Raw genomic sequence first — 19,193 nt, 5'->3', positions numbered from 1 at the left:
TTGCCGTTCGTCCTAATAAGGGCAACCGACCGTGCTCCCGCGGGACTTTACCTTCCGCGGGAGCGTTTTGTTTTCGAGATGGCATCGTCGATGACGACACGCTGCATTCCTGACCGTCGCCCGTGGTCCCTTGATTGCCGGCACCTCGCCGCGGCCGCGGGACGTCCGAGCTGATGCAGTCCGCGGTCGATCTTGCGGGCTCGGGCTTGCCACCGAGGATGCGCCGAAGGCCACGGCGACGGGCGGCACGCTGGCTTGTCCTTGCCGCCGTCTTCGTCTCGCTGCTCGCGCTTTTGCCGCTCGCCTTCATCGTCTGGATCGCGGTGCAGACCGGCTGGGAGACGGTCTCGGCGTTGGTCTTCCGGCCGCGTGTTGGGGAACTGCTGGTCAACACCACGCTGCTGGTGTTGCTGACCGTCCCGATCGCCATCGTCCTGTCTGTCGCGCTGGCCTGGCTGACCGAGCGCAGCGACCTGCCCGGCGCCAGGCTGTGGGCCTGGCTGTGCGTGGCGCCGCTAGCCATTCCCGCTTTCGTGCACTCCTATGCATGGATCACCATGGTGCCCGGGCTGCACGGCCTGTGGGCCGGCGTCCTGGTGTCCGTCATCGCTTATTTCCCGTTTCTCTATCTGCCCATTTCGGCGGCGCTGCGTCGCCTTGACCCGGCTCTCGAGGACGCGGCCGCGGCCCTTGGCCTTGGGCCGTGGCGCGTGTTCTGGCGTGTCGTGGTGCCGCAGCTCAGGCTCGCCATCTGCGGCGGCTCGCTGCTGGTCGGGCTGCATCTGCTGGCCGAATATGGCCTCTACGTCTTCATCCGCTTCGACACCTTCACCACCGCGATCGTCGACCAGTTCCAGTCGACCTTCAACGGGCCGGCCGCCAACATGCTGGCCGGTGTCCTGGTGACCTGCTGCTTCGTGCTTCTGGGCCTCGAAGTCCTGGTGCGCGGCGAGGAACGCTATGCCCGTGTCGGCTCCGGCGCGGCACGCCAACAGCCGCGCACAAGCCTCGGCCATGCCACCATCCCGAGCCTGCTCTTGCTTGTCGTTACCACGCTGCTGGCGCTCGGCGTGCCGTTCGTCACCATCGGCCGCTGGCTCGTCGCCGGCGGCGCCGAGGTCTGGCGCCTCAACGAGATTGGCCTGGCACTCGGCCAGACCCTGTTCCTGGCGCTTGCCGGAGCACTGCTTGCCACCGTCGCCGCCATGCCGATGGCCTGGATCTCGATCCGCGCGCCGGGACCCTTGCAGCGCCTGCTGGAGGGTTGCAACTACATCGTCGGCTCGCTACCGGGTGTCGTCATCGCGCTGGCGCTGGTCACTATCACCGTGCGCATTGCGCTTCCGCTCTATCAGACGCTGTTCACCATCCTGGTCGCCTATGCCCTCATGTTCCTGCCACGTGCCCTTGTCAGCCTGCGCGCCTCGATCGCCCAGGCTCCGGTCGAGCTCGAGCGCGCCGCGTCCAGCCTCGGCCGACGCCCGCTCAACGCGCTGTGGTCGACGACCATCCGCTTGTCGGCGCCCGGTGCCGCGGCCGGCATGGCGCTGGTGGCGCTCGGCATCATGAACGAACTGACCGCGACCCAGATGCTGGCGCCGAACGGCACCCGCACGCTGGCGATGGCGTTCTGGTCCTACAGCGGCGAGATCGATTACGCCTCGGCCGCCCCTTACGCCTTCATCATGGTGGCGATATCGCTGCCGCTGACCTGGCTGCTCTATGTCCAGTCGAAACGGATGGCCGGACGATGAGCTCTCTCGAAATCCGCGGCCTGCACAAGCATTATGGTCCGGTCGCCGCACTGGCCGGCGTCGACCTCGATGTCGCTAGCGGCAGCCGCACCGCCATCGTCGGCCCCTCCGGCTGCGGCAAGACCACCTTGCTGCGGCTGATCGCCGGCTTCGAGGCGCCGGACGAAGGCCGCATCGTGCTCGACGGCGAGGTGCTGGCCAATGGCGGCACGGCTGTCCCGGCGCATCGCCGCGGCATCGGCGTTGTGGCGCAGGACGGCGCCCTGTTCCCGCATCTGACCATATCGGACAATATCGGTTTCGGCCTGGGCCGCGGCGAGGACAAGCGCACCGAGCGCATCATCGAACTCGCCTATATCGTTGGACTGGACAAAGCGATCCTCAAGCGCCGCCCGCACGAGCTTTCAGGCGGCCAGCAGCAGCGCGTCGCGCTCGCTCGCGCCATGGCGATGAAGCCGCGGCTGATGCTGCTCGACGAGCCGTTCTCCGCGCTCGACACCGGACTGCGCGCCTCGATGCGTAAAGCGGTGGCCGAACTTCTGGAGGCGGCCGGCATCACCACCATCCTGGTGACGCACGACCAGGCCGAAGCACTGTCCTTCGCCGCCCAGGTGGCGGTGATGAGAGAAGGCAAATTCTCGCAGGTCGGCACGCCGCGCGATCTCTACCTCAAGCCGAAGGACAGGATGATCGCCGAGTTCCTCGGCGACGCCATCATCCTGCCGGCGAGCATCTCGGGCGGCTTCGCCAACTCGCCGCTCGGCCGCATCGCCGTCGATACCAGTGACATCCGCGACGTCGCCCGCATCATGCTGCGGCCGGAGCAGATTGCGCTGAAGAGAACATCGCGCGAAGGCATGTCGGGCACATCAGACATGCTGTTTGGCGAAGTGACGGAATCGGAATTCGCCGGTTCGACATGCACGATCGCGGTGCGCCTGCTGAACAATGCCGACCCACCGGACGCCGCGGCGATCGGCAACAAGCCGCTGATCCTGCGCAAATCCGGCATGGACGCGCCGTCGGTCGGCGAGATCGTGCGGCTCACCGTGTCGGGAAAGGCGCATGTGTTCGCCTAAGGTCTGGCGCTGCGGCGCCCGGCATGCGGTAGCGAGATGCGATTTCCGGATTCAACTAAGCAGCTCGGCCGCTGATCAATGACGCCTGAAAAATCAGAGTGCCGGCTCGGGTACGGAGGCCTTGAAGACATCGAGACGGCTTCCGGTCTCCGACGAGAAGAAATGCATGTCTTCGGGCAAGATCTTCAACCCGATGGTGCTGCCGGGCTCGGGGTGGACCGCCTCCGACGTCATCACCGAAAACGGCGCGCCGTCGAGATCGACATAGATGACCCGCCCCGCGCCCAGTTCCTCGACCAGGTCGACGGTGGCCTTGAGGGCTCCCGCCGTACCTGATTTCACCAGCCTGACGGCTTCCGGCCGGATACCCATCGCGACCTTGGTGCCGACCGGCAGGCCGGCGCGCGCCATGGCCAGGCGCCGGCTGCCGCCGAGCAGCGACAGCCCGTCGAGCTCGACCGTGCCTTCGAGCATGTTCATGGCCGGTGCGCCGACAAAGGTGGCGACGAAGCGGCTCGCCGGGCGGGTGTAGATTTCACCTGGCGTGCCGACCTGCTCGACCTTTCCGCCGTTCATGATCACCAGCCGGTCGGCGAGCGTCATCGCCTCGACCTGGTCATGGGTGACGAAGACCGAAGTGGCGTTCAGCCGGCGATGCAGCTTGCGGATTTCCGAGCGCATCTGCACGCGCAGCTTGGCGTCGAGATTGGACAGCGGCTCGTCGAACAGGAACACCTTTGGCTCGCGGATCATGGCGCGGCCCATGGCGACGCGTTGCCGTTGGCCGCCGGAAAGCGCCATCGGCTTGCGGTCGAGCAGATGTTCGAGCTCCAACGTGCGGGCGACCGCCTGGATGCGCTGATTGCGCTCGGCCGCGGGAATACCGGCGACCTTGAGCGAGTAGCCGATGTTCTGCGCCACGCTCATATGCGGATAGAGCGCGTAGTTCTGGAAAACCATGGCGCAGCCGCGCTCGCGCGGTTCCAGTTTGTTGACGACGAGGCCGTCGATGGCGATCGTGCCGTCGGAGATCTCCTCCAGCCCGGCGATCATGCGCAACAACGTGGACTTGCCGCAGCCGGACGGCCCCAGGATGACGACGAATTCGCCCGAGGCGAAGTCGAGGTCGACACCGTGCACGACCTGCGTCTTGGCGTAGTTCTTCTTGACGCCGCGAATGGTGATGGAGGCCATTTTTTTGTCTCCTGTTATTTCTCGGTGGCGATCAGGCCACGCACGATCCAGCGTTGCATGAGCACCACGACAAGCAGCGGCGGCAGCATGACGATCAGCGTCCCGGCCATGGCAATGTGCCATTCCGGAGTGCCGCCGACATTGGGGATCAGCTGTTTGAGCTCCGTCACCGCCATCGCGTGCGACTGGTCGGTGGTGATGAGCAGCGGCCACAGATACTGGTTCCAGGCCCACAGGAACATGATGGTCCCGAGCGCCGCCATGTTGTTGCGCGACAGCGGAAGAAGAACATCGATGAAGAAGCGCAGCGGCCCTGCGCCGTCCATACGCGCTGCTTCGGTCAGTTCATCCGGCACGGTGAGGAAGAACTGGCGGTACAGAAAGGTCCCGGTCGCGGTGGCGACCAGCGGCAGTATCAGGCCGGGGTAGGAATTAAGCAGCCCGAGGTTGAGCGAGACCTGCACGCCCGACAGCTTTTCGATCAGCCAGCTGAAGCCTGTCACGTCGAGGATGGCCTGGTAGGGCGACAGCACGTTGGCGACGACCGCATAGGTCGGCACGATGCGCACTTCCAGCGGCAGCATGAGGGTGACGAAGATCAGCCAGAAGATAAACATCCGGCCAGGAAAGCGGAAATAGACGATCGCGAAGGCGGTGAGCGCCGAAATGATCACTTTGCCGGCCGCCACGCCGCCGGCGACGATGAAGCTGTTGAGCAGCTTGGGGCCGAGACCGGCCGTTACCCACGCCGTCTTGATGTTGACCCAGAAGTCGCTACCCGGCAGCAGCGACATCGGCACATCGTTGACATCCCTCAGGTTGTGCGACGCGGCGATGGCGACGACCGCGAACGGCGCGACGCAGAAGACAAAACCGACGAACAAAATCAAATGCGTGAAGAAATTGAGGAATGGGGTGCGCTCTACCATGTCATCCTCACCCGTAATGCACGCGCCGCTCGATGAAGCGGAACTGGAAGATGGTGAGGACGATGATGAGCAGCATCAGGATGATGCTCTGCGCGGCGGCGCCCGAATAATCCAAACCTTTGAAGCCGTCGGAATAGATCTTGTAGACCATCAGATTGGTTGCATTAGCCGGGCCGCCTGACGTCATGATGTCGACGATGCCGAAGGAATCCTGGAAGCTTTCGGTGATGTTGATGACCAAAAGGAAGAAGATGGTCGGCGTGATCAGCGGGAACTGGATGTCCCAGAAACGCCTGATGACGCCCGAACCGTCCATTGCGGCGGCCTCGATCAGCGAGCGGGGTATGGCCTGGAACGCGGCCAGGAAGAAAATGAAGTTGTAGCCGACATATTTCCACGAGAAGGCGACGATGATCGACGCCATGGCATCCGCGCCATCGAGACCCGGATCCCATATCCCCGGCCACATCCGGTTGATGACGGAAAGGAACCCCGCCTCCGGCGCTAGAATGAAGCGGAACGCCAGCGCCAGCGCCGGTGCGGCGATGCCGTAGGGCCAGATCAGCACCACGCGATAAAGGCGCGAGCCAGCGAGTTGCCGATCGGTCAAGGCGGCGAGCACGAGCGCGATGAACATCGCAAGCCCGGTGCTGATCCCGGCAAAGACGAGGCTGGCGGTTATCGAATTCCAGTAGTCGGCGTTGGCCAGGATCGAGCGGAAATTGTCGAGCCCGACCCAGATGTTGCCTCCGCCCCAGGGCTGCTGCAGCGTCAGCGACCAATAGACCGCTTGGCCCGCCGGCCAGTAGAAGAACGTGAAGATCAGGAGGAGCTGCGGCACCGCGAACAGGATGCCGATCGTCCAACTGCTGAAAGTGACGCGTTTTTCCATCGGTCCGCCGATGCCGCCGAGCGGCCAGTCACGTTTGCATTAAATACGCGAAACAACCGCCCGTCGACTCGAAGCACAGGAGTCGGCGGGCGGCCTGAAAATTTCCAGCGATCAGGGCAAGGTCTTGCCTGGATAGGTCTGCTGGAACCGGTCGAGGATGGCGTCGCCATTCTTGACCAGCGTGTCGAGGCCTTCCTGAACGCTGACCTTGTTGGCGAAGATCGCCTGCATCTGCGTGCCGAACTCGGCGCGGATCTGGGTGAAGTTACCCAGCCGGATGCCGCGGGTGATTTCGGTCGGCTCGGACGCGGTCAGGCTGGCGATGGCGACTTCGCGACCTTTGTAGGGAGCCTTGTCGTAGAAGCCCTGGCCTTTCATGTAATCGAAGCCCGACTTCGTCACCGGAATGTAGCCGGTATTGGTCGACCAGAACAAGGCGGTCTTCGGATCATGGATGAAGTTCAAGAAGGCCGCCGCGCCCTTGTATTCGGCATCCGACTTGCCGGAAAGCACCCACAGCGAAGCGCCGCCGACCAGCGAATTCTTGCGCTCCGTGCCGGCATAGACCGGCAGTTCGGCGACATCCCAGTTCATGCCTTCCTTCTGCGTCCTGCCGACCGTGCCATGGTCGCCGACCGAGGTCAGGATGACCTGGCACGTTCCCGAGGCGAAGGCCTGGACCATGTCCTGGCCGAGATCCTTGGACTTGATCTTGATGAGGCCGGCGTCATACCATTTCTTGAGATCGGTGACGTACTGGACGAACTTGGTCTTGTTGACTTCGAGACGCGCGTCGAGGCCGTCATAGCCATTGTTCTTGGTGGCGATCGGCTGGTTGTGGAGCGCCGAGAACTGTTCCATCAGCTGCCAGCTTTCGTTGGCCGAGATGTTGATGGCCATCGGGCATTCGTAGCCGGCGTCCTTCATTGCCTTGAGGTCGGCGCCGACATCTTCCCAGGTCTTCGGCGCCTCCGTCTTGCCGATCTTGGCGAAGGCGTCCTTGTTCCAGTACATCAGCGGGGTCGACGAGTTGAACGGGAAGGACAGCATCTCGCCCTTCGACGTCGCGTAATAGCGCGCGATGCCGGGGAAATAGTCGGCGTAGTCGATCTTGTAGCCGTTTTCTTCCATCAGTTTGTCGGCAGGCTTGTAGGCACCCGACAGCATCATCGTGGCGGTGCCGACATCATAGACCTGGACGACGGTCGGCTGCTTGCCGGCGCGGAAGGCGGCGATCGTGTTCTGCAGCGTGGCGTCGTAATTGCCCTGGCTGGTGCAGACGACCTCGTAGTCCTTCTGCGAGGCGTTGAAGTTCTTGCACATCGTGTCGACGACGCGGGCGAGGTCGCCCGAAAGGCCGAACCAGAAATCGAATTTTACCGGTTCCGCAAAGGCAGGCATCGCGAGCGCGGTGCTAAGCGCGCCGGCCGCAAGGGCAGCAAAGCCCCGCTTGATCATGGTCATGGTTTCCCTCTTGAGTGGCTGTTGACAAGGGTCTTGCGCAAGTCCTTGCCGGCTCTCTTAGAGAAGGTATGTGACAGTTCTGTTGTGGCCCTCCGACCTTTGCACAGCTGCTCGCTCCTCTCCCTCGGCGGCTTGGCCGGCATCAAAATTCATACCGGCATCTCAGCCAGCTAGGGCGGCTGGCGAGCAGGTAAAGACCGTGGGCCTCCACAATTACACGGCTAAGGGGAACCGCGGGTAACGCAGCTGACGCACGTGTCCACCACCGACAGGCTAGCGAGACGCGGAGAACCCGGCGCGCTAGAAATCGCCGGCTCGGCAGTCCGAGTTCGGATCATGAGGAGACACTTGGGGAGTTGAAATTCCTGAATGCCGAAGCCTGCGAGATCGGCCAAGGCTACTATCTCGGCAAGCCGGCGCCGATCGAAGCGTTCGACGATCTGACCGGCCACGGCAAGCGTGCCCTGATACACGCCTCCGAGCACCACGACGGCGGCCTCGTACTGCTCAAGTCAAGCGCGCGTTCGGCCTAACTTACGATCCGAGTGCCGTCTCGACCAGCCGCCTGGCGTCGGGCCCAGACCATTCGGCCGGGCCATTCATATGAGCGATCAGGCAGCCTTCGCCGTCAATCAGCATGGTGACGGGAAGGCCGAGCGCCAGGCCTCGCGCCTTAAGGTCGTTGAACAGCGCCACGGTCGAATCCCGGTAGTAGCCGAGCGCCTGGACGCCAGTGTCCTTGAGGAATTTCTTCGGCTTCACATCGTCGCCGGCATCGACATTGACGGCGACAACCTGAAAGGCGTCGCTGCCTTTCTCCTTCTGCAGCGCGTCGAGCGCCGGCATTTCGGCACGGCACGGCGCGCACCATGTCGCCCAGAGGTTGAGCAGCACCGTCTTGCCGGCATGGTCGGCAATCGTCATCGGCCTGCCGTCCGGACCATTGAAGGCAAGGCTCTTCATCGATTGCGGCGGATCGGCGGGCAGAAGTGCCGCGACCTCGCCAGTGGCGGCAGCCGCAACCTTCTTGGCGCGGTTGCTCTTGGCGGCGCAGGCGACGTCGTCCTTGCTGTCGCCGACGGCGACCTGGGCCGGTGCATTGTTGCCAGACCTGCTCTCGCTGACATATACCGCGACCGCGCCGGCCAGCGCTCCCACCACCAGGGCGGCGAGGATCAGGCGCGGGGCCGGGAAAAATCTGTTTCCGTCTGCCATGTTCTCAAAACTGCTCCGAAGCACGGGTTTTATAGCGATGAGCGACAAGAAGACCAGCAACCAGATGTGGGGCGGACGATTTGCCTCGGGTCCGGCCGCGATCATGGAAGCGATCAACGCGTCGATCTCGTTCGACCGCAAACTTTATGCGCAAGATATAAGGGGTTCGATCGCGCATAGCGAAATGTTGGCTGAGACGGGCATTATTTCAGCGGCCGATCAAGAAAAAATCGCTCACGGCCTGAACACGATCCTGAAAGAGATCGAGGCCGGCAGCTTCGAGTTTTCAACGAAGCTGGAAGACATTCACATGAATGTCGAGGCTCGCCTGGCCGACCTGATCGGCCCGGCCGCCGGCCGCCTGCACACCGCGCGTTCGCGCAACGACCAGGTGGCGGTCGATTTGAGGCTCTGGGTCAAGGACGAGTGCTTTCGCGTCGCCGAGGCGCTGAAGGGCCTGATCGCGGCGCTGCTGGAGCGGGCCGAGGAGCACGCGGCGACCGTCATGCCGGGCTTTACCCATATGCAGGCGGCGCAGCCGGTGACCTTCGGCCATCACTGTATGGCTTATGTCGAGATGTTTTCGCGCGACCTGTCGCGCGTGCGCGACGCGATCGAACGCATGGACGAGAGCCCGCTGGGTGCGGCGGCCCTGGCCGGCACCAGCTTCCCGATCGACCGCCACAAAACCGCCAGGGCGCTCGGCTTCCGCGAGCCTATGCGCAATTCGCTGGACAGCGTCTCCGATCGCGATTTCGCGCTCGAGTTCCTCGGCATGGCCGCGATCTGCGCCACGCATCTGTCTCGGTTGGCCGAAGAGATCATCATCTGGTCGACGCCGCAATTCGGCTTCATCAGGCTGTCGGATAGCTTCTCCACCGGCTCCTCGATCATGCCGCAGAAGAAGAACCCCGACGCCGCCGAACTGGTGCGTGGCAAGACCGGCCGCGTCAACGGCCATCTGGTCGGCCTCCTGACGGTGATGAAGGGCATGCCTTTGACCTATGGCAAGGACATGCAGGAAGACAAGGAATCCGTCTTCGACGCCGCCGAGACGCTCGACCTGATGCTGGCGGCGATGACCGGCATGGTCTCGGACATGACGGTGAACGCAGCCGCGATGAAGAAGGCCGCCGGCTCCGGTCACGCCACCGCGACCGACCTCGCCGACTGGCTGGTGCGCACGCTCGGCCTGCCCTTCCGCGAGGCGCATCATGTTACCGGTCGCGCCGTGGCGCTTGCCGAGGAGAAGAAGGTGAGCCTGGAGAAGCTTTCGCTGGAGGACCTGCGGTCGATCAATCCCGGCATCACGACGGACATATTCTCGGTGCTGGCGGTGCAGAACTCGGTCAAAAGCCGCACCAGCTTCGGCGGCACGGCGCCGTCGGAAGTGAGGAAGCAGATCCGCTATTGGAAAAAGCGCATCGCAAAGGCGTGATTTCGGATATTGCGATAGCAATATCCCGGCTGTTGCGATTGCAATGGCCCGGACATTACGGCTGCACTATCCCGGATAGTGCAATCGGCGATATCCCGGGGTGCAATACGCCGAGAACTCGGCTAAAAGCGGCGGCTGACAAAATGTTTCGCACGGATGGATCGATGACCGGAAGCAGGATTTTGGTGACGCTGACGCTGCTGGCGGCAATGGCCGCCGTGACCGCCTGCGGCCGCAAGGCTGGTCTCGACACCCCCTATGAAGCCGCCGAACAGGCCCGCAAGGACGCCGAGAAGGCCAAACAGCCACTGCCGCCGGAACCGGAAAAACCGGTCAAGGACAAGAAGTTCTTCCTCGACCCGCTGATCTAGAACCGGTCGGGCCGGGTTTGGTCTTCTGAGCCCCCGTCTCGTCGCGCTCCAACTTCCGGAACCACTCTCGTGAACCATTTCGACTACCGCGACGGTGTGCTGCACGCCGAGGACGTGGCAATACCCGATATCGCCGCCCAGGTCGGCACGCCGTTCTACTGCTATTCGACCGCCACCTTGACCCGGCACTACCGCGTCTTCGCCCAGGCCTTTGCCGGGCTGGACGCACTGGTCTGCTACGCCATGAAGGCCAACTCCAACCAGGCCGTGCTGCGGACCCTGGCCAGGCTCGGCGCCGGCGCCGACGTGGTCTCGGAAGGCGAATTGCGCCGGGCCTTGGCCGCCGGCGTCCCGGCCGGCAAGATCCTGTTCTCCGGCGTCGGCAAGACCGCGCGCGAGATGGATTTCGCCCTTGAGGCCGGCATTCTTTGCTTTAACGTCGAGTCGGAACCCGAACTCGAGCTGCTGTCGGCGCGTGCCGTGGCACTGGGCAAGGTGGCGCCGATCTCGCTGCGGATCAATCCCGATGTCGACGCCAAGACCCACAAGAAGATCTCCACCGGCAAGGCCGAGAACAAGTTCGGCATTCCGTGGCAGCGCGCGCGGCAGGTCTATGCCCGAGCGGCAACACTTCCGGGCATCAAGGTCACCGGCATCGATACCCATATAGGCAGCCAGATCACCGAGCTGCAGCCTTTCGACGACGCCTTTGCCCTGCTGGTCGATCTGGTCGGCGCGCTGCGCGCCGATGGCCATGCCATCGATCATATCGACCTCGGCGGCGGGCTGGGCATTCCGTACCGCGTCGACAACAATCCGCCACCTTTGCCCGACGCCTATGCCCAGATCGTCAGGAAGCATGTCACCAAGCTCGGGCTGAAGGTGATGTTCGAACCGGGCCGGCTGATCGTTGGCAATGCCGGCATTCTCGTCTCGGAAGTGATTTTCGTGAAGGAAGGCGACGCCAAGAATTTTCTGGTCGTCGACGCCGCCATGAACGACCTGATCCGGCCGACCCTCTACGATGCCTTCCACGACATCAAGCCGGTCGTGCAGCCACCCGCCGACACGCCGCGCATGATGGTCGACGTGGTCGGCCAGGTCTGCGAGACCGGCGATTATCTCGGCCTCGACCGCGACCTGCCCAGGCTGAAGGCCGGCGATCTCGTCGCCGTTTCCACGGCCGGCGCCTATGGCGCCGTGCAGGCTGGCACCTACAACACCCGCCTGCTGGTGCCCGAGGTGCTGGTCGACGGCGACCGTTTCCATATCGTGCGCCCGCGCCTGACCTATGACGATCTGATCGGGCTGGATTCGGTACCGGACTGGCTGGCATAAGGCTGGCATCGCAAGACCAGGAGCAAACCATGTCGCAGCGCATTACCGTCACACGCGAACGCATCGCCGCGATGGAACCGCGCATCCGCCCCTATATCCGACACACGCCGGTGCTGCGCGTCGACATGGCCGATTTCGACCGCCCGCCGCTGGCGGTCGACCTGAAGCTCGAATGCCTGCAGCATTCCGGCTCGTTCAAGGCGCGCGGCGCCTTCACAAATCTGCTCGAGCGGCCCGTTCCCGCGTCTGGCGTCGTGGCCGCGTCCGGCGGCAACCATGGCGCCGCCGTCGCCTACGCCGCCATGCGGCTTGGCCACAAGGCGACCATCTTCGTTCCCGAAGTGAGCCCGCAGGCCAAGCTGGACCGCATCCGCTCCTATGGCGCCGACCTCGTTGTCGGCGGCGCCCGCTATGCCGAGGCGCTGGCCGCCAGCGAACGTTTCGCCGAGGAAACCGGCGCCTTGCAGATCCACGCCTTCAACCAGGAGGAAACGCTGGTCGGCCAGGGCACGCTCGGCCTCGAAATCGAGAAGGACTTGCCTGAGATCGATACGCTGCTGGTCGCCGTCGGCGGTGGCGGCCTGATCGGCGGCATCGCGGCCTGGTATGCCGGTCGCATCCGCATCGTCGCCATCGAGCCGGAGGGCGCGCCGACACTTCACCGGGCCTTCGAGGCCGGTCACCCCGTCGACGCGCCGGCCGAAGGCATCGCCGCCGATTCGCTGGCGCCGAAGCGCGTCGGCGAAATGATGTTTCCGATCGCCGAGGCCTTCGTCGAACGCTCCATCCTGGTCAGCGACGACGACATCATCGCTGCCCAGAAGGCGCTGTGGAACCGGGTGCGCATCATCTCCGAGCCGGGCGGTGCTGCCGCCTTCGCCGCGATCCTGTCCGGCCGCTATGCGCCGGTGGCTGGCGAACGCGTCGCCGTGCTGGTCTGTGGTGCCAACGCCAACCCCGCTAATTTCTGATTGCAACCATAGCGGCGGGCTTCACGTTTTTTGAAAGCGCCTCGCCTTTGCCGTGTTTGCTGGTATTCTTCGAGTCGTGAGGATCGGGCTATCCCGCCTGAGTCCAGGAAGGGCCGATGACGCAACGACCCACCTCTAGTGATCGCGGTCTCGCCGGGCGCCTGGCCTTGAGCCGGCTGGCGACGCGGGTCTCGATGATGATCGAGCGCGGCTGGCCGCTGCTGCTGCCGCTGGTCATTGTCGCCAGCCTGTTCCTGAGCATCTCCTGGTTTGGCGTTTTTTCCCGGCTGCCGGATATGGCGCGCATCGGCCTTGTCGCCGGGTTCGGACTGGCGGCAGTGGCGGCGCTCTATCCGCTGCGCTTCTTCCGTATGCCTGGAGCCTCCGAGGTCGATCGCCGCATCGAGGCCGCCAACGAGCTGCTGCACAGCCCCGTGCTGGTGCAGGCCGACCGGCCAAGCGGCCGGGAAAGCAGCTTCTCGCAAGCGCTGTGGCGCGAACATCAGAAGCGCATGGCCGCAAAGCTCGACAGCCTCGGCCCCGACCTGCCGCGCACACGAGTGCCGGAGCGCGACCCCTGGGGGCTGCGCGCGGTGGCCGCGCTGCTGCTCGTCACTGCCTTCGCCTTCTCCTTCGGGCCGGCGGGCGGCAGGATGGTCGACGGCTTCAGCGCGCATGGCACGCACGATGCCGTGCCGCCGCGCATCGACGCCTGGGTGACGCCGCCGGCCTACACCGGCAAGCCGCCGATCTTTCTGACCGCCGACGCCAACCAGGCGACGCCAACGTTTCATGTGCCCGAGGGCAGCGATGTCTCCTTGCGCGTCACCGGAGGTTCGGGCGATGAGACGCTTGCCTATGCCGACAAGGATGGCAATGCGCGCGCTATCGACCCTACCGCGCCGCAGGCCGCCGCCAAGCCGGCCGCAAGCCCCGCATCGCCCGCGAAGGTACGCCAGTTCACCGGCAAGCTGACCGGCGACGGCACGCTGACACTGCAATCGGGCGAGGACCAGCTCGGCCGCTGGGCCTTCGCCGTGATCCCGGACAAGCCGCCGCAGATCCGTTTCGTCGGTGAGCCCAAGCGAGCCGCCAACGGCGCCTTCGAACTCAACTACCAGATCGACGACGACTATGGCGCCGCCAACGCCAAGGCGGTCTTCGAACTGGCCGATCCGCAGCCGCCGGGCGCGCATCCGCTCTACGGCCCGCCCGAAATGCCGCTGACGCTGCCGCGCCGCGGCGGCAAGTCGAACGCCGCCAAGACCACCAAGGACCTGACAGAGCATGTCTGGGCCGGCAGCAGCATCAAGTTGACGCTTGTCGCCACCGATGACGCCGGCCACACCGCCTCGAGCGAAACCAAGACGCTTGTCATGCCCGAGCGGCCGTTCGCCAACCCGCTGGCGCGGGCTGTGATCGAACAGCGCCGCCTGCTGGCGCTCGACGCCAATGCCAGGCCACGCGTGCTCGACCTGATCGACGCCATCACGCTGCGGCCCGAAGACACGTTCGACAACATGTCCCACTACCTCGCCATCATGAGCGCGCGCAGCCGGCTGAAGCTGGCGGCGAACGACGATCAGCTGCGCGGCGAGGTCGCCTATCTCTGGGAAATCGCGCTCGGCATCGAAGAGGGCAACCTGTCGGCCGCCGAAAAGCGGCTGCGCCAGGCCCAGCAGGCGCTGCAGGACGCCATCAAGAACGGCGCCAGCGACCAGGAAATCGAGAAGGCGATGAAGGAACTGCGCGAGGCGATGAACCAGTTCCTGCAGGAATTCGCCGGACGCGCCAAGCAAAACCCGAATGCGCCGCAGATGCAGCAGAACGGCCAGGAACTGCGCCAGAGCGACATCGACCGGATGATGGACCAGATCGAGAATCTGGCGAAGTCGGGCGACCGCGACAAGGCACAGCAATTGCTGTCGCAGCTGCAGGACATGATGAACAATCTCCAGGCCGGCCGTCAGCAGCAAGGCGGTGAGCAGGACAGCCAGATGCGCCAGCAGATGGACAAGCTCGGCGAGATCCTGAGGCGCCAGCAGGAGATGATGAACGACACCTTCCGCATGGACCAGATGCAGCGGGGCGAGCGCCAGCGCGGCCAGAACCGTGACGAGCAGCTCGGCCAGGGTGGTGGCGAGGACCAGGACAAGCCGGGCGTTGGCCAGGACCGCGATCCTGTCGCCAGGCAAAAGCCGATGACGCCGCAGGAATTCGCCGAGGCAATGAAGCAGTTGCAGGAAGGCCAGGGCCAGTTGAAGAGCGATCTCGAGAAGCTGAAGAAGAGCCTCGAAGGCATGGGCATGGAGCCGAATGAAGGATTTGGCGAAGCCGGCAAATCCATGGGCAGCGCCGAGCAGGCGCTCGGCGAAGGCCAGGGCGACGAGGCCACCGGCCACCAGGGCCGGGCACTGGAAGCGCTGCGCAAGGGCGCCAAGGACATGATGAAGCAGATGCAGGCCATGCAGGGCGATCAGGGCGGCAGCCAGGAAGGCGGACGTCAGCAGAATGCCGACCGTGACCCGCTCGGCCGGCCGCGTGCCAGCCAGGGACCGGACTTCGGCGATTCGGTGAAAGTACCCGACGAGATCGACGTCCAGCGCGCCCGCCAGATCCTGGAAGCGATCCGCAAACGGCTTGGCAATGCGCTCAGCCCCGATATCGAGCGCAGCTACCTGGAGCGGCTGCTGGAGCTGAAGTAGCAACGGCGAGCGCAGCCGGCCGCATTTGCGCGAATTCCTTGGCCAGCCCTACCTGTTGACGAAAGCGTCGCGGATCGCCTCCTGCATGCCGTCAATCGCCTCGCCCGAGGCATTCGGGTTGCGGTGCATGACCACATTCGAGGCATCGATGTCGCCGAAGCCGTCGGCCGCGGTCAGTTCGCGGCAGTCCGCCGGAATGTTGCTGCGCGAGATCGGTGCGATCGCCAGGCCCGAGGTGACGGCAAGCTTCAGGCCGCCGGTGGTGTCGCTGGAATAGGCGACACGATAGGCGAGCCCACGCTGTTCCAGCGACTTGATGGCGAAGTCCTTGCACCAGCTGACCCGGTTGTAGAGCGCGATCGGGACCGGGCGTTCCTCATGCATGTGATGCAGGTTAGACGTCACCCAGACGGTCGGATCGTGCATCAGCACTTCGCCGCCGGAAGGATCCTGCCATTCGAACACCACGCACAGATCAAGCTCGCCGGCGGCGAGCGCCGCGATCTGCGCCTCGGAATGCGCGTAGCGCACCGTGACCTCGACCTTGGTGTGGCGCTTGGAAAATGCGCCCAGCGCCCGCGACAGGATGGCGTGGCCATACTCCTCGGGAATGCCGATGCGCACCGGTCCGCCGAGCGGCGCCGCCGACATCGACGCCGCCGTCTCGTCGAGCAGCGCGACGATGCGGCGAGCGTTGACGATGAGTTCGCCGCCACGCCGCGTCAGCGCGACGCCGCGTGAGCCGCGCTCGAACAGGCTGTCACCGACCAGCTCTTCCAGCTTCTTCATCTGCATTGACACGGCCGACTGGGTACGGCCGGCCTGCTCGGCCGCCCTGGTGAAATTGCCGGCCTCGGCAATCGCGACGAAGGTGCGCAGGAGGTCGCTGTCGAGAGTTGGTCGCATGGTGCCAGCCATAAGAAAATCTGATTGCAGCTATCATTCCAATTCGTTTGCAACATGTCAAACACCGGACGATAGTTGTCCTACCCATTGGATAGGCGGCTGCGATTTCGGCCGCGGACCAATAAAGAGTCCTCACTCGTACCCGCTGCCCGAAACGGTGGCGGGTTCTTTTTACCCCGCAGGCGGCAGCTTCGGATCATGCGCGCAGGAGCCGGAACCCAGATGCAGAATAGGATGGTGCGCGGCATCCTGAGCCTGTGCCTGGGTGTGCTGGTGTTCTCGCTGCAGGACCCGCTCGTCAAAGCCGTGTCAAGCGGTTACCCGGTGACCGAGGTGATGGCGATCCGCTCGATCGTCGCCTTGCCGATTCTGATCGTCCTCGTCCACGCCGATGTCGGCTTGCGCGCAATCCTGTCGAAGCGGTTCGGCCTGCTGACGATACGCGCTTTCATCCAGTTCACCTCCTACACGGTTTATTATCTGGCCATCGCAGCGCTGCCGCTGGCCGACGCGGTGGCGCTTTATTTCATGGCGCCGCTGTTCATCATGGCACTGGCCGGACCCTATCTCGGCGAGCGCGTGTCCTGGCGGACGCTGGCGACCGTGCTGATCGGGCTGTTCGGCGTCATCGTCATGGTGCGCCCCGGCGCCGGCCTGTTCGACTGGGCGGCGCTGCTGTCGCTAGGTTCGGCAGCGCTCTACGGATTCTCGCAACTGATGGCCCGCAAGATCGGCGATACCGAATCGTCCACCGTCATGGCCTTTTACCAGAACGGTGCTTATCTCGTTGGCGCAGCCGTCGTTGCCGGCACATTCCACCTTGCCGGCATAACCCACGCCGTTCACCCGAGCGTCGAATTCCTGGTGCGGCCATGGATATGGCCGACGCTGCCGGATTTCCTCAAGATGGCCGCCTGCGGTTTCGTCGCCTCGGCCGGCATGATCCTTTTGTCGCAGGGCTACAGGCTGGCGCCGGCCAACCGGGTCGCCACCTTCGAATACACCGGCATCCTGTGGTCGCCGCTGTGGGGTTTCCTGTTCTTCGCCGAGGTGCCCAGGTCGACCACGGTCATCGGTGCGGCGCTGATCATCGGCGCCGGCCTGCTGGCGCTCAACACGGCACGGCGCAAGAGCGCGGCGCCGGTGCTTGCAACCGCCGATCCGGTGTGATCAGGCGAAGCAGATCAGCGCCCGTTCGACGCGCGAGCGGATTTCGGCCAGCGTGAAGGGCTTTTGCACGACATCGAGGATGATGCCGTTCAACTCCTCGGCGCGCTCGCGTTGGTCGGCATAGCCGGTCATCAGCATGATCTTAATTGCCGGGAAAAGGGCGGCCGCCGCGATCGCCATCTCGATGCCGTCCATCTCCGGCATGCGGATGTCGGAGACGACGAGATCGTAGCCGCCGCTCGCGGCGCGGATCAGCGCCAGGCCTTGAGCGCCGTCGGCGGCGATATCGATTGCATGGCCGGCGCGTTCCAGCGCGCGGGCAGCGAGGGTGCGGACGGACTCATCGTCCTCGACGATCAGAAGCTTTGCCATGGCCGGCAATTTGGCCGCGAAAAGTTGATGTTTCCTGAAAGGACCCACCGGCCGACCGGCCTAATTTTTCCATGGCGTTAAGGCCTTCTTCAGACCTCGTCGGCAGGCGGCGGTGGCCTCACGCATCGCCTTTCACGACGCCGACGAACGGCAATTCACGAAAGGCGTGCGCGACATCCATGCCATAGCCGACAACGAAATAATCGGGGCAGTCGAAGCCGACATAATCGGCGGTGAGCGCGGTCTGGCGGCGCATGCGCTTGTCGAGCAGCACGGCAATGGAACAGCTTCTCGCGCCGCGCGACAGCATCAGGTCGCGGGTGAAGGTCAGCGTCTTGCCCGATTCCAGAATGTCGTCGATCAGCAGCACGTCGCGGCCGGCAACCTCATTGTCGATGTCGCGCAGCACCCTCACCTCGCCGCTGGTGGTGCCGGCGCCATAGCTGGAGATGAAGATGAACTCGACCTCGGGCGACAGGCCGACATCATGCATGGCGCGGATAAGGTCGGCGGCGAAGATGAACGAGCCCTTCAGCACCGAAATCACCAAGAGATCATGATAGTCGTGCCCGGCGATCTCCTTGGCGAGTTCGAGATTACGCCGTGCGATCGCTGATGCCGAAAACAGGACTTCGATGTCCTTGTCGCGTACGATTGGCATTGTGGTCTTCCCCGGTGATCGCCTAGTCAGCGAAAGTAACCAAAACGGTCTTTACGCCGTTCTTAGGCACGTCGAGCCGGCTGGCAAAGCCGAATCTTTCGCCCGATGCCAGCGAATGGCCGGATGTCCCCAACGTATAGCGGGTCGTGCGGCCGTCATTGCCTGTCACCCGGATTTCGAGTGGCGGCATTGTCGCCGGCGCGATCCCGTCATTGGCCGCCTCGCCATCGACGAACAGCACTGGATTCGCCCCCGAGGCGCCGACGCGCGAGGTGACGCCTGAAATCGTCAACGCCGACGCTTGCGCCCCGGAAAGGAACGGTGCCTGGCGCATCAGCGCATGCCCGCCGGAGACCCAGAAGGCGGCCAACGCGGCACCAATTCCGGCGATCCAGAAGATCGGCCCGCCGCGCGCGGCCCGCGGCCGTTCCGCCGGCGTTTCCGGCTTGCGCAACATGTCCATGCCCTCGATGGGCGGCGTGACGATCAAGCGCGGCTGTGGCGAAACGTTTTCAACCGGTGGGATCGGCCGCGAGATCACCACATAGTCCGCGTCGACGATATCGGCCGCCGGGCCGCGCACGATCCGGTCCGCCACGGCGATTGCCGGGGGATCGGTCATGATTTCGCCGGAAACCGGGCGCGCGGTTCGTTCGTCAGCCATCAAGGCCCCGTTATTGCGCGTGTTCGCTTTTCGTTTCTTTTGCGTAAACACAAATGGTTAACGCTTCCCC

Annotated in this window: 18 protein-coding genes; 9 read left to right on the top strand and 9 right to left on the bottom strand. The window is 64.3% G+C overall.

Annotated elements, in window-relative coordinates; translation table 11 throughout:
- Positions 1-173: 173 nt before the first annotated feature.
- Complete coding sequence (locus EB233_RS07945) at positions 174-1,754, top strand: ABC transporter permease (protein ID WP_064992497.1); 1,581 nt, start codon at positions 174-176, stop codon at positions 1,752-1,754.
- Positions 1,751-2,833: an ABC transporter ATP-binding protein gene (locus EB233_RS07940; protein WP_064992415.1), complete on the top strand. Its 1,083-nt coding sequence runs from the start codon at positions 1,751-1,753 to the stop codon at positions 2,831-2,833. Before EB233_RS07945 ends, EB233_RS07940 begins: the two co-directional genes overlap by 4 nt.
- Before the next feature lie 93 nt (positions 2,834-2,926).
- Here the strand turns inward: EB233_RS07940 and EB233_RS07935 are convergent, their stop codons facing one another.
- The 4 genes from EB233_RS07935 to EB233_RS07920 all read right to left on the bottom strand — a co-directional run bounded on the left by EB233_RS07935 (position 2,927) and on the right by EB233_RS07920 (position 7,312).
- On the bottom strand, positions 2,927-4,027 hold the full coding sequence (locus tag EB233_RS07935) for a sn-glycerol-3-phosphate import ATP-binding protein UgpC (RefSeq protein WP_064992416.1): 1,101 nt from the start codon (positions 4,025-4,027) through the stop codon (positions 2,927-2,929).
- A 14-nt stretch (positions 4,028-4,041) separates the two neighbouring features.
- Positions 4,042-4,956, bottom strand: coding sequence for an ABC transporter permease subunit (locus tag EB233_RS07930; protein ID WP_064992417.1), 915 nt, complete (start codon positions 4,954-4,956; stop codon positions 4,042-4,044).
- Between the two features lie 7 nt (positions 4,957-4,963).
- On the bottom strand, positions 4,964-5,848 hold the full coding sequence (locus tag EB233_RS07925) for a carbohydrate ABC transporter permease (RefSeq protein WP_064992418.1): 885 nt from the start codon (positions 5,846-5,848) through the stop codon (positions 4,964-4,966).
- Between the two features lie 111 nt (positions 5,849-5,959).
- Positions 5,960-7,312: an extracellular solute-binding protein gene (locus EB233_RS07920; RefSeq protein WP_027054066.1), complete on the bottom strand. Its 1,353-nt coding sequence runs from the start codon at positions 7,310-7,312 to the stop codon at positions 5,960-5,962.
- Positions 7,313-7,668: 356 nt separating this feature from the next.
- Here EB233_RS07920 and EB233_RS07915 point away from each other — a divergent pair, with 356 nt between their 5' ends.
- Positions 7,669-7,845, top strand: coding sequence for a hypothetical protein (locus EB233_RS07915; RefSeq protein WP_335336348.1), 177 nt, complete (start codon positions 7,669-7,671; stop codon positions 7,843-7,845).
- 1 nt (position 7,846) lies between these two features.
- On the opposite strand, the gene tlpA is transcribed toward EB233_RS07915, so the two are convergent.
- The gene (gene tlpA / locus EB233_RS07910; protein ID WP_064992419.1) at positions 7,847-8,527 is read right to left on the bottom strand and encodes a thiol:disulfide interchange protein TlpA; all 681 of its coding nucleotides are present in this window, start codon (positions 8,525-8,527) and stop codon (positions 7,847-7,849) included.
- Positions 8,528-8,564: 37 nt separating this feature from the next.
- Here tlpA and argH point away from each other — a divergent pair, with 37 nt between their 5' ends.
- From argH to EB233_RS07885, 5 genes are all read left to right on the top strand, one after another.
- The gene (argH, locus tag EB233_RS07905) at positions 8,565-9,965 is read left to right on the top strand and encodes an argininosuccinate lyase (RefSeq protein ID WP_064992420.1); all 1,401 of its coding nucleotides are present in this window, start codon (positions 8,565-8,567) and stop codon (positions 9,963-9,965) included.
- 164 nt (positions 9,966-10,129) lie between these two features.
- Positions 10,130-10,336: a hypothetical protein gene (locus EB233_RS07900; RefSeq protein WP_027054069.1), complete on the top strand. Its 207-nt coding sequence runs from the start codon at positions 10,130-10,132 to the stop codon at positions 10,334-10,336.
- Positions 10,337-10,405: 69 nt separating this feature from the next.
- Positions 10,406-11,674, top strand: a complete 1,269-nt coding sequence (gene lysA, locus EB233_RS07895; RefSeq protein ID WP_064992421.1) for a diaminopimelate decarboxylase — start codon at positions 10,406-10,408, stop codon at positions 11,672-11,674.
- Positions 11,675-11,703: 29 nt separating this feature from the next.
- Positions 11,704-12,645: a threonine/serine dehydratase gene (locus tag EB233_RS07890; protein ID WP_064992422.1), complete on the top strand. Its 942-nt coding sequence runs from the start codon at positions 11,704-11,706 to the stop codon at positions 12,643-12,645.
- 116 nt (positions 12,646-12,761) lie between these two features.
- Positions 12,762-15,350 carry a TIGR02302 family protein gene (locus EB233_RS07885; RefSeq protein ID WP_064992423.1) on the top strand — a complete coding sequence of 863 codons (2,589 nt, stop codon included), beginning with the start codon at positions 12,762-12,764 and terminating at the stop codon, positions 15,348-15,350.
- A 48-nt stretch (positions 15,351-15,398) separates the two neighbouring features.
- Here the strand turns inward: EB233_RS07885 and EB233_RS07880 are convergent, their stop codons facing one another.
- Entirely contained in the window at positions 15,399-16,256 is an 858-nt protein-coding gene (locus EB233_RS07880; RefSeq protein ID WP_027054073.1) for a LysR family transcriptional regulator, read from the bottom strand.
- Between the two features lie 222 nt (positions 16,257-16,478).
- On the opposite strand from EB233_RS07880, the gene EB233_RS07875 reads away from it, so the two are divergent.
- Positions 16,479-17,426 carry a DMT family transporter gene (locus EB233_RS07875; RefSeq protein ID WP_027054074.1) on the top strand — a complete coding sequence of 316 codons (948 nt, stop codon included), beginning with the start codon at positions 16,479-16,481 and terminating at the stop codon, positions 17,424-17,426.
- Here EB233_RS07875 and EB233_RS07870 read toward each other — a convergent pair whose 3' ends face one another.
- From EB233_RS07870 to EB233_RS07860, 3 genes are all read right to left on the bottom strand, one after another.
- A complete protein-coding gene (locus EB233_RS07870) occupies positions 17,427-17,798 on the bottom strand; it encodes a response regulator (protein ID WP_064992498.1) in 372 nt (123 codons plus the stop codon).
- A gap of 118 nt (positions 17,799-17,916) precedes the next feature.
- Entirely contained in the window at positions 17,917-18,459 is a 543-nt protein-coding gene (hpt, locus tag EB233_RS07865; RefSeq protein WP_027054076.1) for a hypoxanthine phosphoribosyltransferase, read from the bottom strand.
- 22 nt (positions 18,460-18,481) lie between these two features.
- Positions 18,482-19,126: a hypothetical protein gene (locus tag EB233_RS07860; protein ID WP_064992499.1), complete on the bottom strand. Its 645-nt coding sequence runs from the start codon at positions 19,124-19,126 to the stop codon at positions 18,482-18,484.
- Positions 19,127-19,193: the final 67 nt, after the last annotated feature.

This window comes from Mesorhizobium erdmanii (genome assembly GCF_013170725.1).
In the GTDB taxonomy this organism is placed as follows: Bacteria; Pseudomonadota; Alphaproteobacteria; order Rhizobiales; family Rhizobiaceae; genus Mesorhizobium; species Mesorhizobium erdmanii.
This window is presented reverse-complemented; position numbering and strand designations above follow the sequence as displayed.